Source organism: Devosia sp., from assembly GCF_028290435.1.
In the GTDB taxonomy this organism is placed as follows: domain Bacteria; phylum Pseudomonadota; class Alphaproteobacteria; order Rhizobiales; family Devosiaceae; genus Devosia.
In genome coordinates this window covers 38,167-52,355 of sequence record NZ_JAQGJV010000074.1, presented here as the reverse complement: position 1 = coordinate 52,355, position 14,189 = coordinate 38,167, and the positions used below count along the sequence as shown (strand labels likewise).

The window sequence follows — 14,189 nt, the reverse complement described above, 5'->3', positions numbered from 1 at the left end:
TCCCGCCGCACTTTTGCCGTGCGAAACAATGACACCGGGATATGGTCACCATTGCGTGATGATTTTAAATCCCCAGCCGGAAGCGTCCATGTCCTCCGTAATCAAGATTTATGCCCTGTTCCTGGGCTCGGCCCTGCTGATGTTCGGCGGTGGGCTGCAGGGACTGCTGCTCTCGGTACGCGGGGCCGAGGAAGGGTTTTCACTGCTGTCGCTGGGCCTGATCGGCACCGGCTGGTCGGTGGGCTTCGTCGCCGGCTCGATCTGCGTGCCGCTGATCGTGCGCAAGGTCGGCCATATTCGGGCGTTTTCGGTGATGGCGGCGATCGGCACGGTCACTATCCTGCTCAACTTGATGATGATTCACGACTGGAGCTGGATCGTGCTGCGGGCGCTGTCGGGCTTCTGCTTTGCCGGCGCGGCGATGATCGTGGAAAGCTGGCTCAACGAGGTTGCCGACAACAAGAGCCGCGGCACGGTGTTTTCGATCTATGTCACCATCAATATGGCCGCCTCCACCATGGGCCAGATCGCCATGTCGATGACCGGCACGGCCGGCTATATCCCCTTCGTGCTCGGCGCCATCAGCTTCATCTGCGCGGTCCTGCCCACAGCGCTGACGTCGAGCCCACAACCGCGTCCGCTGGCCTCGGCCCGGCTGGATGTGCGGCTATTGTACAAGACCTCGCCGGTGGCGGCGATCGCGGCATTTTCGGTAGGCATGGCCAATGGTTCGTTCGGCACGCTGGCGCCGGTCTATGGCTACGAGCAGGGGCTGGATGCCAGCGGCATTGCCTTTCTGTTCGCGCTAGCGGCGATTTTGGGCGCCGTGGCGCAAATCCCGTTCGGGCGGCTGAGCGACCGGATCGACCGGCGCATTGTTCTGATCGGGCTTTCGGGGGCCGCTGCGTTGATTGGCGCGCTGACCGTCATCATCAATCCTTCCGCGGGCTGGATGATGTATGTGCTGTTCGCGCTCTATGGCTTCTGCGCAAATCCGATTTACGCCGTGGCCGTTGCCCATGCCAACGACTTTGCCAAGGACGGCGAATTCGCCAAGATCGCCGGCGGGATGCTGCTGATCCTGGGCGTGGGGCTGGCGATCGGCCCTGCCGTGGCATCGTTCATCATGGGCGCTTTTGCGCCGGTGGGGCTGTTCATCGTTACGGCCGCCTTCCACGGCGCTTTGGCGGTTACGGCATTCCTGCGCATGCGGGTGCGTAGCGCGCCGGTGGCGGCCAATCGCGCGCCGTTCCAGCCGATGGGCAATGACAAGCAGGTGACCCCGGAATCGGTTGCGCTCGACCCCCGGGCTGATAGTGAAGACATCCCGCCAAACGATGCGGAAACCGAAGAAGCGGAGAGAAGCGATGTTCAAGTCAGCCCGGTTTGAAGACCGCAATTTCGTTCCGCTGTCGATCGCCGTCATCGCTGTTTCCGACACGCGGACGCTGGAAACCGACACCGGCGGCGCCCTGCTCAAATCGTTGCTCGAGGCCGACGGACACAAGTGTGCCCAGCGGGTCGTGGTGCGCGACGATATCCAGTTGATCCGCGCGGCGGTGCAAAATTTCGTCGCCGATCCGAAGGTCGATGTGATCCTGACCACTGGCGGTACTGGCTTTTCCGGCCGCGACGTCACCCCGGAAGCAATCGAGCCGTTGTTCGACAAGCGGATGGAGGGGTTTTCGGTGCTGTTCCACCAGTATTCGGGCACTACGGTGGGTACCAGCTCGATCCAGTCGCGCGCGACGGCGGGGCTGATCGGCACGACGTTCGTGTTCACCCTGCCCGGCTCGCGCGGCGCCTGTCGCGATGCCTGGGAGGGGATTTTGACCCACCAGCTCGATTACCGGCACAAGCCATGCAACTTCGTCGAGCTGATGCCGCGGCTGGATGAGCGCTAGGCTGCGTCGGTCGCGCGGACCCGAATACTGTAAGCATGCTGGATTTCTTGCTGCAGTCGCGCCGGTTCGTTGGCGGGTTCGGCATAGAGGCTGAAGCAGTTCCGTCCATTGGCCTTGGCGCGATAGAGCGCGTCGTCGGCGCGAGCGGCGAGTTCGGCCTCAGTCTGGGCCAGATCCGGCGCCGTCACGATGCCGATGCTGACGCCGATCTGGGCGCTGGTGCCGGAGAGATGGAACGGCGCCTGTAGGGCGGCGATAACGCGCTGGGCCAGGTCGGCGGCATCGGCATGGGTTGAGATGCCAGTCTGGATGATGGCGAACTCGTCGCCGCCGAGGCGCACCAGCGTATCGGTGGGACGCAGCATGCTGGCGATGCGGCCGGCGACCTGGCGCAGCAATTCATCCCCGGCTTCGTGGCCAAGGGTATCGTTGACCTGCTTGAAGCGGTCGAGATCGAGCGCCAGCAGCGCCAATTGCGGTTCGCCGCGCTGCATGGCGCTGACGGCCTGGTGCAGGCGATCGCGGAACAGGGCGCGATTACCCAAGCCCGTCAGCGGATCATGCAGGGAGCGGTGCTGGGCCTCGGCACGCTCGGTTTGCAACTGGGTCGAGGCGCGCTGCAGATTGCGCAGCAGCAGTGTGATGATGATGCCGGCCACCACGAACGCGCCGAGCAGAGCGGGCAGCGTATCCTGCAGGATGCGGGCGCCCGGCCGGTCGGGCTGCCACTTGAACCAGGCAATGGTGTCGCCGGCATTGTTGCGCACCGGATAGGCGGCTTCGCCCGCCGGCACATCGGCGGTGAGCGCAAAGTGCGCGCCGTTGAAGAGGTATTGGTCCTTCAACGTGGTGGCCAAGGCATCTTCCAGCAACATGCCCGAAACCAGGATCGGCTCATTGCCGGCGTCTTCGGTCATGTCGCCGGAATAGGACAGCATGGGCATGACGCTGATCATGGCCGGATGACCATCGAGCAGGGCGACGTCCGTGGCGGACGGCGCGGTGCCGTTGACGCTGTTATTGTAGGCGGAGGTCGCGGCGATGCCATCGAGTGAACGCAGCTTGTCAATCAGCGGCACGATGACGGCGCGCACCGACTCGAAGGCCTTAGCGGGCACCTTGCCGCCGTCGCGCATGGCATAGACCGGGCGTAATTTGGAATTGAGGACGTAGCTGCGCTGCTGGCCATAGGCCGTATAGGCGGCGGCGCCAATATTTTCATCCAGCCAATCTGTATCGCCCTCGGCCACGGCGGTGAGCGCTTCGTCCCATACCGCGTAGCCCACCTGAATGGGCGGCATGGCCTTCAACTGATCGTTCAAGGCGTTGGCAACCAGCGCCGTTTCGCGCGCCAAGGCATGATCGTCGGTGCGAGCCGTGGACCAGACCACGAAACCGCCGACCGCCACCACGGTGATGGTGATGGCCAGCACAACCGGCAGCATGACCTTGTGAGAAAACTGCCATTTCGACGCTTTAGTCGTGCTCATGCCATGCCCCCGCCTGTGGGAGGCAATTTCCCTTACGGAGCTTAGCGGAAGGTGAACTCCTCCCGCCAAGCTGCCACAGGGGTTAACGAGTGCTAAGCGGCCTGAAGCCGAGCCTTGAAGGATGCCGGGCGCTCCACGGTCAAAATGAGCAAAGCCGCGAGGACGCAGAGAGCCCCGGCAATGAAGACGGCGGGCATGTAGCTATCGAACTGGGTGCGCGAGGCGCCGGCGAAAAAGGCGGAGCTGGCGGCGCCGAGCTGGTGGCCGGCAAAGACCCAGCCAAACACCAGGCCGGCCTTTTCGGGACCGAAGCGCTCGGCGGCAAGCTTGACCGTCGGTGGGACGGTGGCGACCCAATCGAGACCGTAGAACACGCCGAACAACGCCAGGGCTTCGAGCGAGAAGCCGCTGAACGGCAGGTAAAGCAGCGACAGGCCGCGCAGGAAGTAGAACCAGAACAGCAGCCAGCGATTGTCGAAGCGGTCGGAGAGCCAGCCGGCGCTGATGGTACCGGCGAAATCGAAGATGCCGATAACGGCGAGGATGCCGGCGGCGCCAACGGCGGCAATGCCGAAATCGCCGCAGATGGAAATCCAGTGGGTCTGGATCAGGCCATTGGTGGAAAAGCCGCAGACGAAGAAGGTAAGGAACAACACCCAGAACACCGAGGTCTTGGCGGCGTCACGCAAGGCGGCGATGGGCGAGGTGAGCAATGACAGCATGCTGCCACGCGGCGGGGCCGGGACGATGGCGGCGCCACCATAGGGGGCAAGACCCAGATCGGCGGGACGGTCCCGCATCAGAACGAGGACGGCGAGCATGGCCACCAGCAGGATGCCGACCACGAGCGTCAGCGCGGTTCGCCAGCCGATCTGTTCGGTGAGGGCAGCGATCAAAGGTAGGAACACCAGTTGGCCGGTGGCATTGCTGGCAGTCATCATGCCGACGACGAGGCCGCGGCGCTTGTCGAACCAGCGGGTGGCGACGGTGGCGCCCAGCACCAGCGCGGTCATGCCGGTGCCGACACCGACGACCACGCCCCAGAGCAGGACGAGCTGCCAGACCTGGGTCATGACGAAGGAGGCCAGAATGCCGCCAGAGATGAACAGCAGCGCGGTGGTGACCACGGCGCGAATGCCGAAGCGGTTCATGAAGGCGGCGGCGAAAGGCCCGAGCAGTCCGAACAGCACTAGGCGAATGGCGAAGGCGGTGGAGATTTCGGTGGTGCTCCACCCGAACTCCTTTTGCAGCGGCTCGATGAGCACGCCGGCCGAGCCCATGGCTGCAGCGGTAGCGAGCATGACGAGGAAGGTGGTGCCCGCGGCAACCCAACCGTAGTGGATGCCCCGCGCCGCGAGGAAACTGGCGAGACGATTGGAAATCATGGCTGGCATCCTGGACATGAGGTCATTTGGCGTCCATTTTCGGGTATATACCCGCTTGTGCGTGAAAAAATCAAAGTTCGGCGAGCAGTTGTTCGAGCTGGGCAACCTTATCGGCACCGAGCCTGGTATTGATCTGCTCTTGCGCCCGCTCCCACAGCGGGATGGCGGTGGTCAGGACACCCTGCCCCGTTTCGCTGAGCTCGACCGTGGCTTCGCGATGGTCCTTGCCGGTGATGGCCTGGGTCAGGCCCATTCGGTCCAGCACCTTGACGTTGCGGCCGATGGTGGAGCGGTCGAGGTCCATGGCGGCGCCAAGATCCGTCAGGGAAACCGGCGCCATACGGCGGATTTTTTTGAGCAGACTGTATTGCGCCAGATTGATGCCGACAGGCGCCAATGCATCGTCGTAGACCGTGGTCATGCGGCGCGAGGCTTTGCGGACGGCGATGCAGAGGCAGGTTTGATCCATAGATACGGGTATATGCCCGCGTGTGAGGTTTGGCAAGGGAGGTGCTCTTGGAACTGTTCAAGCAAGCGGAGACCGCCCACAGCGCCACGTCCTCGTGGTTCGAGGGTCCGCTGCGCCTCCCGCCTCACCATGAGGCCTACTGAAATGATCAGGGCTGTTGGAACATCGCGAAATCAACAGCGGCCCTCATGGTGAGGTGCGAGCCCTTTGCGAGCCTCGAACCATGAGGGCGTGGCACAATGTTCAAGCAAGACAGGATTGCCACAAACGGGAGGAGGAAGGAAAATCCCTTTGTATGGGGCGCGTTCTGGGTTAGCCGGTGGATGACACATTCAGCGGTGGAAACGGCACATGGGCGCATCCCAAATCCTGATCGTGATGATGGCGGCCATCGCATTGACGATCTTTGCCGAGCGCAAAGGATATCAGGCCGCGCTGTTCCTCGCGATTGTGGGCATTGCGGTATCCTTCGTGCCGGGATTGCCGCGCACCGAGCTAGAGCCGGAAATCATTCTCGGATTGGTGCTGCCACCATTGCTGTTTTCGGCGGCGGTGAATTTCTCGTTTTTCAGCTTCATGAAGCGGATTGGCTCGATCCTCAACATGGGCGTGGCGCTGATCCTTGTCAGCACAGTGGCGGTGGGGGCGCTGCTGGGATGGCTTTATCCGGTGATGTCACTGCCGGCGGCACTGATCCTGGGCGCGGTGATCGCGCCGATCGATGCGGTCAGTGCGGTCGCGATAGGGGCAAAGCTCAAGCTGCCCAACCGGCTGATGACGGTGCTCAAGGGCGAAAGCCTGATCAACGACGCGGCGGCGCTGGCGCTGTTTAGCGCGGCCGTGGCCGGGGCGACCGGCGCCAAAATGCCGATCGACAATCCGGCATTGTATTTCCTGTTCGCGGCGGGCGTGGGCGCCATTTTGGGCGTCATTATGGGTGGGTTAGTGCACGAGGTGCGTCGCCGCCTGCATAATCCAACCATGGTCACGGCGCTGACCATCATCGTGCCGTTCGCGGCCTATATGCTGGCGGAGGAATTGACGGCATCGGGCGTCATGGCGGTGGTGTTTGCCGGCCTGTCGCTGGGGCACAATTCGTCGGACCTGAAATTCGATGGCCGCATCCAGCAGCGCGAGTTCCTCAGCGTCGTGGATGCGTTGCTCGAGGCTTTCGTTTTCGCCTATATGGGCCTGCAGTTCCGCTTCGTGGTCGAGGACGCGATCGAGCATGGATATAGCCTGGGCACGCTGGCGGGCTTGTCCGCGTTGACGCTGGCGGCGGTGATTCTGGTCCGCGTGGTCTGGGTGATGTTCAGCGCCGTGCTATCAAAATGGAGCCATCCGCGCCGCAAGGAGGGGTTTGAGCGGCGTCTGGCCAGCATCAATGCGCGGCCCACCAAGCGCGGCCGGCGTGGCCGCAGTCCGGATGCCAAGTTGGCCGAGCCGCTGGGCTGGCGCGAGAACCTCATATTATCGTGGTCGGGCATGCGGGGCGTGGTGACGCTGGCGGCCGCCGCCGGTACGCCGCTCATCCTGCCGGAGCGCGACCTGATCGTCACCATCGCCTTTGCGGTGGCGCTGGGAACGTTGATCCTGCAGGGGCTGAGCCTGCCCTGGCTGATCAAGTGGCTGGGAGTGACCAACGATGGCGACCTGGCTTTTCGGCAGGAGCAGGTAGCGCTGGCGCGGGTGGCGACGCAAAAGGCTTCGGTCGAAAAGCTCGAGGAAATCCGAGACGCCCAGGACGACGAGGCGGGAAAAGCCTTCAGCGAGCGCATGCTGGCCAACGTGAAGCGCGACTTTTCGATCAATCCGGCGGGCCGGGGCGCTGACGACAGCGTTGGCCGCGAGAAAATGATGGTCATTGTCGGCGAAATGCAGGCGGCGCGCCGTGGCTCCTTGCTCGCCGAGCGCGACGCCGAGCGGCTGGACGATGAAATCGTGCGTGAAATGCTGGAGAACATTGACCTGGAACAAGCAGTCATCGCGCGGCGCAGCGAATAGATGGCTGTATTGCGATCTGAAAACCGGCAAGTGGTTCACAAAGCAGGCGAACTACACTATATAACGTCCATCAGACCATTCTGCCTGTCGACGCCTCTGGGGAAACCCGGTTGCCAGACGTGATGATCCCAACATACCCGAACCCGCCCGGCGTCTGCCGAGGCCCTGCTTCGGGGCTACTCAGGAGCCTACATGGCCAAAGAAGACGTGCTCGAATTTCCGGGCGTTGTTACCGAATTGCTGCCCAATGCGACCTTCCGGGTCAAATTGGAAAATGACCACGTGATTATCGCCCACACCGCCGGCAAGCTGCGCAAGAACCGCATCCGCGTGCTGGCCGGCGACAAGGTGTTGTGTGAAATGACGCCATACGACCTGACCAAGGGTCGTTTGACCTACCGCTTCCGCTAGAATCAGGCAGTCGCGCCGGTCTGTTCGACCGGCGCTGGGCCGATTGCGGCCTATGCGATGCCAAGACGGCGGCGCGCTTCGGTGGCGATTTCGTCATTGAGATAGGCGTCGCCGCCAATGCCCCAGCCGCCATCGGGGGCCTCTACGATCTGCACCCAGACCTGGTCCTTGGGCGTGGCATTGCCCGATGCGGCGACGATGATGTCGGTCATCTCGCGGGTGACACCCAGCTTTTTATCGCGATCCAGAATGCCCACCGGGGTCAGGACCTGGATGCGCACATAAGTGCTGTCGCCATTGGCGTTGGCCAGCGAATCCGCGTCCATTTCGTGGATGAAGGCGGCGGTATTGTCGGTAAACCATGAAATCGGCGGCACCTTTTCCCAAGCCATCAGGCAGGCATTGAGCGCCTTGGTGAGCGCGGGTTTATTGCCGAACGTTCCTTTGGCAGCGTAGACATCGATCATGGGCATGAGAGCTTCTCCAGGAATTATGATGACCATCATAGTCAATAGACAAGAGTTGCCATATGACGATCGTCATAGTCAAGGATTTGCGTGATGGAGAACGATAGCCGGACCAAGATGGTGCGCAGTGCCGTGGCGCTGATCGCGGCGCGCGGGGTGAATGCGACGTCGTTTTCGGACGTGCTGGCCGATAGCGGCGCGCCGCGTGGCTCGATCTATCACCATTTTCCCGAGGGCAAGGCGCAGTTGGCCGAGGCCGCCGTGCAGGCGACGGGCGCATTCGTGCTGGCGCGACAGCGGGCGCTGGATGGGGCGAGCGCGGTCGAGGTGATCAACGGGTTCGTGGAACTGTGGCGGCGCGTGGTGATCGCGTCGAACGGGGCATCCGGCTGCGCGGTTGCGGGCACGGCGATCGATACGATGCCGGGGGATCAATTGATCGGCGTGGTGCGGGAGACGTTCAGGGCCTGGGTGGCGCTGCTAAGCGAGCAACTTGAAACCGCGGGGCTCCCCCCTGCCCGCGCCGCCGCGATTGCGCTGACGACGGTTGCCGGCATGGAAGGCGCCCTGATCCTCTGCCGTGCCGAGGGGAGCGTTGCCCCCCTCGATGGTGTTGCCGCCGAACTGTTGCGGCTGCTGTAGTTAGTGGCCGTGGGCCATTCCGGGCGCGCTGCCGGCGGGCTTGCGGATGAAGAAGGCCGCAATCACTGCGAGGAGCGAGATGATGGCGCCGCAGAGGAACGCCGCCTTGATGCCGCCGGTCGTGGCGGTCAGCACATCGGCTCCGCCGGCAGCCAGACCCGCCGACTGCAACGTCAGGATGGCGACGAACAAAGCCGTGCCAGCCGCGCCAGCTACCTGCTGGCTGGTGCCGATCACAGCGCTGCCATGCGAATAAAGGTTCGGCGGCAGCGAGCCGAGGCTGACGGTGAAGAGTGGCGTGAACATCAGAGCAAGCCCGACACTGAGCCCCAGGTGAGCGATCAGCAGCGCCCAGAACGGGGTGTCGACCTGGATGAAGGTCAGGCTCCACAAGGCGGCGCTGGTGAGGATGGCGCCGGGAATAACCAGCGGCGCCGGGCCATACTTGTCGAACAGACTGCCCACCGTCGGCGCGCAGAGGCCCATGATCAGCCCGCCGGGCAGCAGCAGCAAACCCGTCTGGAGCGTGGTCAAGCCAAGTACGTTCTGCAGATAGATCGGCAGCAGGATGAAGGCGCCGAACATCGCCATCATCAGGATGGACATCATGGCCGCCGAGATGGTGAAGGCCGGGATGGCCAGCGTGCGCAGATCGAGCAGTGCGCGATCCACTTTCTGCAACTGCAACTGGCGCAGCACGAAGATGACGATGGCCACGACGCCCACGACGAGCGGAATGTAGGGCGACACGAGCGGCGCATGGATCGCCGCTTCACCCAGACCGCTGAGGCCATAGACCAGGCCGCCGAAGCCGATGGCGGACAGGATGACCGACACGATATCGATCGGCGCATTGGTGGGCGTGGTGACGTTCTTGATGCGCGAGGCACCCAGCGCCAGGGCGCCAAGAGCGATCGGCAGCACCAGGATGAACATCCAGCGCCATTCGAGCACCGACAGGATCAGCCCGGAAATGGTCGGCCCGATAGCGGGGGCGACCGAGATGACGATGGAGATATTGCCCATGGTCTTGCCGCGCGATTCGGGCGGCACGAGGTTCATGACGGTGGTCATCAGCAGCGGCATCATGATGGCGGTGCCGGAAGCCTGCACGATGCGGCCGATGACCAGCACGCCAAAGCCGGGCGCCAGCGCCGAAATCAGCGTGCCGACGGAAAACAGCGACATGGCGAGGATGAAGACCGGCCGCGTATTAAGGCGCTGCAGCAGAAAGCCGGTGATCGGAATGACCACGGCCATGGTCAGCATGAATGCGGTGGTCAGCCACTGCGCGGCGCTGGCGGTGATATCGAGATCGGCCATCAGGTGCGGCAGTGCCACGCCCATGATGGTCTCGTTGAGGATGACGACGAAGGCCGACACCAGCAGCAGGCCGATCACCAGCTTGTTGCGGGCGCTATGGTCCTCGGCTGGGGAAGTAGCCTCGAAATCGGCCAAGGTTGGAGCATCGGTGGTCATGGGGCTTTCCCTTCATACGATCGGTATCGCCATAAAGACGAATGACTTCGGTTCACTTCGACACGGTGGTGCAACTAATCCACGACAGCGTGTGTCAGCAGGCCGAGTTTAATAGTTAAGCGTATTGTTTAGTAAACCGCCCTCCCCCGAGGGTCAATACTAAATCGACTGCTTAAGAATAGATGCCTTCCGGCAGCAGGGTTCGGAAGGGTCGGCTGGTTTAGGCCGATGGCCTCATCCTGTCCACCCACGGCAGCGCAGTCCTGCCTTGCGATGGTGGAACTGAAAACGGCATTGAAGGGCGGCGCCGCGATCACCACCTCATGGGCAACGGGAGTATGTCCCGTAAAATCTGTTCTTGTTATGTTCTTATGCAACCCCTATGTTCGGGGGACGTTGAATTCACGATTCGACTGTGGTTTGCCCGGCAGGAGAACAGCATGGCCCTTTATCAGGCCCCGTCTTTCGAAGCATTGGAAAAGCTCAGCCGCAGCCGCGACGCCGATCTGGCGCGGCGCGAACTGGTGGATCCGAGCCGCAATCGCGGCCGGGGCGCCCAGTCCAATCGCAGCGGCCGTTTCGAGAAGCAAAGCCGCGAGGGGTTCGATGACGGCTGGAACAGCGTCGAGCCGCTGCCCATTTTCGAGACTATCGAACATATGGAGCGCGCCAAGACCATTATCACGTCCAATGATAGCCCCGATCTCGGCTTCGATCGCTCGATCAATGCCTATCGCGGCTGCGAGCATGGCTGTTCATACTGCTTTGCACGGCCGACGCATGCCTATCTTGGCCATTCCGCGGGGATCGAATTCGAGCGCGATATCTATGTGAAGACCAATGCGGTGGAAGCGCTGCGGGCGGAGCTCGGGGCCAAGTCCTACAAGGTCAAGCGCATCGCCATGGGCACCAATACCGACCCGTACCAGCCGGCCGAACGCAAGCACAAGCTGACGCGCGGCATTCTGGAAGTGATGCTGGAAACCAAGCATCCGGTGAGCATCGTCACCAAATCGGCACTGATCGTGCGCGATCTCGACCTCTTGACCGAACTGGCCAAGTTGCGGCTAGTCAAGGTGGGCATTTCGATGACCTCGATGGATCACAAGCTCAGCCGCAAGATGGAACCGAGGGCGTCCTCTCCCGCCCGGCGGCTGGAAGCGATCCGGCTGCTCAGCGAAGCGGGCGTGCCGGTTTCGGTGCTGGCGGCCCCGATGATCCCAGCGATCAACGATATGGAGCTAGAGCGCATTCTCGACGCGGCAGCAGCGCAGGGTGCCAAGGGCGCAGGCATGGTGTTGCTGCGCCTGCCCGGCGAAGTGCGCGACATTTTCCGCGAATGGCTGTTGCGCCATTTCCCCGACCGGGTGCGCCATGTGCTGTCGCTGGTGCGCGACACGCGCGGCGGCCACGACAACGATCCGCGCTTTGGCACCCGCATGACCGGCGAAGGGCCCTATGCGACGCTGTTGCAGCAGCGCTTCGAAAAGGCGCGCGAGCGCTATGGGCTGGACGAGAAACTGCCAGCCATCCGCACCGACCTGTTCGAGCCGCCCCGGCCCGAGGACAAGCAGATGAGCTTGTTCTAGGAGTAGATTAGCTGATCGTCGCGGTGATGAAGTCCAGCAGGGCGGGATCGTCGTAGCGATCGGCTGACATCGAGGCGCCGGCGGCGATCATATCGAGATGTACTAGGCTGGTCCGCATGCCGATGGTCTTGAGGCCCGCCGCCGTTGCCGACGCAATGCCGGTACGGGAGTCCTCGAAGGCGACGGACGCTTCAGCCGAAGCACCCAACTGCCGCAGGCCCTCCAGATAGGGCAGCGGGTGCGGCTTGCCGTGGGCGAGTTCTTCGCCAATCACCAGAGCGCGGAACCGGCGGCGGATGCCAAGCCCATTAAGGATCAGGTCCGCATTGGCGCGCGGCGCATTGGTGACGGCGGCCATGGGCAGGCCGCTGGCATCGGCGAGGTCGAGCAGTTCGAACAAGCCCGGAACTGCATGGATTTGCGTTCGCGCAAGGTCGCGGAACAGTTGCTCCTTACCGGCCATGACCGCCATTTGCTCCTCTGGAGGCAAATCCGGCACGAAGCGCTTGGCGATGGCTTCGTTGGCCTTGCCTTGAAGTTCCAGCGCGAACTGGGCCTTGTCGAAGTGATGGCCATAGGGCTCGAACGTGCGATTGAACGCCTCGAGATGCAGCGGATCGGTATCGGCCAGCGTGCCATCAATGTCGAAAAGCAATGCTGCGCCGGACCGTGGATGCATTATTGTGCCGCCTTGAGGAAATGGTCGGCGGATTGAGCCTCGCCAGGCCTAAAAGTCAATCGCTTCGGGGAGTTTAGTCCGTGCCGATAATTGCCCCGACATTATCGCTCGATCAGTTCCGCTCGATCATCGTGGCGGCATTCCCCGAACTGGAGGGTGCGCAGTTCAGCCTCTTGACAGAGGGCTGGGACAGCGTGGCTGTGGATGTCGACGACGCGCTGATCTTCAAGTTCCCGCGCGAGCCGGATGCCGAAGTAGCGCTCGCCCGAGAGGCAGGGCTATTGGCCGCTATTGGTCCCGCCATCACCATGCCGGTGCCGGAGCTCCAACTGCTCCAGAATCCAAGGCTGTTTTCGCGCCACCGCAAGCTCAAGGGCGAACATCTGTTGACGGCGGACTATGAGCACTTGGCGGACAAGGAACGGCAACGCCTAGCGGAGGAAATGGCCGCTTTCTTTGCGCAATTGCATGCGCTTGACCGCGAAGCGATGGCGGCGGCCGGCGCTACATTGCTCGATAGCTGGCCGGCACCGGACTATATTCTGGAGCGCGCCGTGCCGCTCTTGCCGGCCGAGCGGCAGGCGCGGGCGGAACGCACTATCGCGGCTTGGCAGGCGCTGCCGCCCGATCCTCATGGGACCATCTATGGTTTTTTCGATGGCCATGGCTGGAACATGGCGTTCGATCATCAGCGCCGGCGGCTCAACGGTATCTATGATTTCGCCGATTCCGGCTTCGGCCCGCTGCATCAGGAGTTTGTCTATCCCAGCCTGGTTTCGGCGGACCTCACGGCTAGGATCATGACGGATTATGAGGCGATCACCGGCCGCGTGCTCGACAGGGAGCGGATCAATCTGCTGACGGGCATCCTGCATCTGGTCGAGATCGCCTGGGAGGCAGACGGCACGGAGCAGATGCTGCCGACATTGCTGGGCTTCTACGCCAATTGGGCGGGCCGGCAATAGCTCAGTATTGGGCGACCTTGCGGGCATAGCTGGCCATGAAATCGAGCGACGCGGTCACGCCGCGCAGGGACAGCCAGACGCTGCGGGTCTGCTCGTCGAGTTCGGTCAGGGGCACGGTCAGCGTCGCCGCATTGCGGGTCTTCATGGTGGCGATCAGGCTGTCGCGGCGGGCCGGGTCCGCAACGAACCACTGATTGGTGGTGTTGTAGCGGGTTTGCAGATCGGCAGTGAAATCGAACAGCAGCGGGGCATCGCCCCCAAAGGCGATCCGCAGCGGCCGCGTGGTATCGATTTCGACGGCGTCGGCTGCGCCGGTGAAGGCGATATCGATCACCCCGGTCAGTCGATTCAGGATCAGCGTCAGCTTCCAGGCCGGCAGGCTGGTGCTGTTGAGCTCTTCGCTGCCGGTGCTGGCGAAACAGGAGTTGCCGTAATAATCGGTGGCGTCCTCATTAATGATATCGGGACAGGCCGCCAGCCAATCCTGATTGTACTCGCGCCATTCGCCATAAGGATGATGGAACGGTGCGGCTGCAATCGGCAGGCCCGAAAGGGCAACCAGAAAGATGGCGAGGCTGATTTTCGCGATCATCGATAAACTCTATGTGCCGCCCCCCGGCGCAGTTCTGTTTACAGCAGCGGGGGCGAAGAATACAGGCCGGCAGTCGCGAGTTTTGGGGAGATTATGGTGGAGGTGACGTAGAT

At 62.7% G+C, this 14,189-nt stretch carries 14 protein-coding genes; 7 read left to right on the top strand and 7 right to left on the bottom strand.

Annotated features, from left to right (window positions below):
* Window positions 1-88 precede the first annotated feature (88 nt).
* Together JWP26_RS15560 and moaB are read left to right on the top strand one after the other, a co-directional pair.
* On the top strand, window positions 89-1,390 hold the full coding sequence (locus JWP26_RS15560) for an MFS transporter (protein WP_299729584.1): 1,302 nt from the start codon (window positions 89-91) through the stop codon (window positions 1,388-1,390).
* Window positions 1,368-1,904, top strand: a complete 537-nt coding sequence (moaB, locus tag JWP26_RS15555) for a molybdenum cofactor biosynthesis protein B (RefSeq protein ID WP_299729581.1) — start codon at window positions 1,368-1,370, stop codon at window positions 1,902-1,904. The genes JWP26_RS15560 and moaB overlap by 23 nt, the downstream gene beginning before the upstream one ends.
* On the opposite strand, the gene JWP26_RS15550 is transcribed toward moaB, so the two are convergent.
* From JWP26_RS15550 to JWP26_RS15540, 3 genes are all read right to left on the bottom strand, one after another.
* Complete coding sequence (locus JWP26_RS15550) at window positions 1,901-3,394, bottom strand: diguanylate cyclase (protein ID WP_299729578.1); 1,494 nt, start codon at window positions 3,392-3,394, stop codon at window positions 1,901-1,903. The two genes, moaB and JWP26_RS15550, sit on opposite strands and share 4 nt — an antisense overlap.
* A gap of 92 nt (window positions 3,395-3,486) precedes the next feature.
* Complete coding sequence (locus JWP26_RS15545) at window positions 3,487-4,779, bottom strand: MFS transporter (protein WP_299729575.1); 1,293 nt, start codon at window positions 4,777-4,779, stop codon at window positions 3,487-3,489.
* A gap of 70 nt (window positions 4,780-4,849) precedes the next feature.
* On the bottom strand, window positions 4,850-5,248 hold the full coding sequence (locus JWP26_RS15540; RefSeq protein WP_299729572.1) for a MarR family winged helix-turn-helix transcriptional regulator: 399 nt from the start codon (window positions 5,246-5,248) through the stop codon (window positions 4,850-4,852).
* A 351-nt stretch (window positions 5,249-5,599) separates the two neighbouring features.
* Here JWP26_RS15540 and JWP26_RS15535 point away from each other — a divergent pair, with 351 nt between their 5' ends.
* Window positions 5,600-7,252 (top strand): sodium:proton antiporter, encoded by a 1,653-nt coding sequence (locus tag JWP26_RS15535; RefSeq protein WP_299729569.1) that lies wholly within the window; start codon window positions 5,600-5,602, stop codon window positions 7,250-7,252.
* A 192-nt stretch (window positions 7,253-7,444) separates the two neighbouring features.
* A complete protein-coding gene (gene infA, locus JWP26_RS15530; protein WP_299729566.1) occupies window positions 7,445-7,663 on the top strand; it encodes a translation initiation factor IF-1 in 219 nt (72 codons plus the stop codon).
* A 50-nt stretch (window positions 7,664-7,713) separates the two neighbouring features.
* Here infA and JWP26_RS15525 read toward each other — a convergent pair whose 3' ends face one another.
* Window positions 7,714-8,136, bottom strand: a complete 423-nt coding sequence (locus JWP26_RS15525) for a hypothetical protein (protein WP_299729563.1) — start codon at window positions 8,134-8,136, stop codon at window positions 7,714-7,716.
* 87 nt (window positions 8,137-8,223) lie between these two features.
* Here JWP26_RS15525 and JWP26_RS15520 point away from each other — a divergent pair, with 87 nt between their 5' ends.
* Window positions 8,224-8,772 (top strand): TetR/AcrR family transcriptional regulator, encoded by a 549-nt coding sequence (locus JWP26_RS15520; protein WP_299729560.1) that lies wholly within the window; start codon window positions 8,224-8,226, stop codon window positions 8,770-8,772.
* Here JWP26_RS15520 and JWP26_RS15515 read toward each other — a convergent pair whose 3' ends face one another.
* The gene (locus tag JWP26_RS15515; RefSeq protein ID WP_299729557.1) at window positions 8,773-10,251 is read right to left on the bottom strand and encodes a DHA2 family efflux MFS transporter permease subunit; all 1,479 of its coding nucleotides are present in this window, start codon (window positions 10,249-10,251) and stop codon (window positions 8,773-8,775) included. It abuts the gene before it with no gap.
* Between the two features lie 440 nt (window positions 10,252-10,691).
* Between JWP26_RS15515 and JWP26_RS15510 the strand changes: the two genes are divergently transcribed.
* Complete coding sequence (locus JWP26_RS15510) at window positions 10,692-11,840, top strand: PA0069 family radical SAM protein (protein ID WP_299729554.1); 1,149 nt, start codon at window positions 10,692-10,694, stop codon at window positions 11,838-11,840.
* Window positions 11,841-11,847: 7 nt separating this feature from the next.
* Here JWP26_RS15510 and JWP26_RS15505 read toward each other — a convergent pair whose 3' ends face one another.
* A complete protein-coding gene (locus JWP26_RS15505; protein ID WP_299729551.1) occupies window positions 11,848-12,519 on the bottom strand; it encodes an HAD-IA family hydrolase in 672 nt (223 codons plus the stop codon).
* 80 nt (window positions 12,520-12,599) lie between these two features.
* On the opposite strand from JWP26_RS15505, the gene JWP26_RS15500 reads away from it, so the two are divergent.
* The gene (locus JWP26_RS15500) at window positions 12,600-13,484 is read left to right on the top strand and encodes an aminoglycoside phosphotransferase family protein (RefSeq protein ID WP_299729548.1); all 885 of its coding nucleotides are present in this window, start codon (window positions 12,600-12,602) and stop codon (window positions 13,482-13,484) included.
* 1 nt (window position 13,485) lies between these two features.
* On the opposite strand, the gene JWP26_RS15495 is transcribed toward JWP26_RS15500, so the two are convergent.
* Window positions 13,486-14,076 carry a hypothetical protein gene (locus tag JWP26_RS15495; protein WP_299729545.1) on the bottom strand — a complete coding sequence of 197 codons (591 nt, stop codon included), beginning with the start codon at window positions 14,074-14,076 and terminating at the stop codon, window positions 13,486-13,488.
* Between the last annotated feature and the right edge of the window lie 113 nt (window positions 14,077-14,189).

What these genes read in the sequence shown, in the direction of transcription:
- JWP26_RS15560 (WP_299729584.1), top strand. Translation starts at nt 89, where the DNA reads ATGTCCTCCGTAATCAAGATTTATGCCCTGTTCCTGGGCTCGGCCCTG.
- moaB (WP_299729581.1), top strand. Translation starts at nt 1,368, where the DNA reads ATGTTCAAGTCAGCCCGGTTTGAAGACCGCAATTTCGTTCCGCTGTCG.
- JWP26_RS15550 (WP_299729578.1), bottom strand. Translation starts at nt 3,394, where the DNA reads ATGAGCACGACTAAAGCGTCGAAATGGCAGTTTTCTCACAAGGTCATG.
- JWP26_RS15545 (WP_299729575.1), bottom strand. Translation starts at nt 4,779, where the DNA reads ATGATTTCCAATCGTCTCGCCAGTTTCCTCGCGGCGCGGGGCATCCAC.
- JWP26_RS15540 (WP_299729572.1), bottom strand. Translation starts at nt 5,248, where the DNA reads ATGGATCAAACCTGCCTCTGCATCGCCGTCCGCAAAGCCTCGCGCCGC.
- JWP26_RS15535 (WP_299729569.1), top strand. Translation starts at nt 5,600, where the DNA reads ATGGGCGCATCCCAAATCCTGATCGTGATGATGGCGGCCATCGCATTG.
- infA (WP_299729566.1), top strand. Translation starts at nt 7,445, where the DNA reads ATGGCCAAAGAAGACGTGCTCGAATTTCCGGGCGTTGTTACCGAATTG.
- JWP26_RS15525 (WP_299729563.1), bottom strand. Translation starts at nt 8,136, where the DNA reads ATGCCCATGATCGATGTCTACGCTGCCAAAGGAACGTTCGGCAATAAA.
- JWP26_RS15520 (WP_299729560.1), top strand. Translation starts at nt 8,224, where the DNA reads ATGGAGAACGATAGCCGGACCAAGATGGTGCGCAGTGCCGTGGCGCTG.
- JWP26_RS15515 (WP_299729557.1), bottom strand. Translation starts at nt 10,251, where the DNA reads ATGACCACCGATGCTCCAACCTTGGCCGATTTCGAGGCTACTTCCCCA.
- JWP26_RS15510 (WP_299729554.1), top strand. Translation starts at nt 10,692, where the DNA reads ATGGCCCTTTATCAGGCCCCGTCTTTCGAAGCATTGGAAAAGCTCAGC.
- JWP26_RS15505 (WP_299729551.1), bottom strand. Translation starts at nt 12,519, where the DNA reads ATGCATCCACGGTCCGGCGCAGCATTGCTTTTCGACATTGATGGCACG.
- JWP26_RS15495 (WP_299729545.1), bottom strand. Translation starts at nt 14,076, where the DNA reads ATGATCGCGAAAATCAGCCTCGCCATCTTTCTGGTTGCCCTTTCGGGC.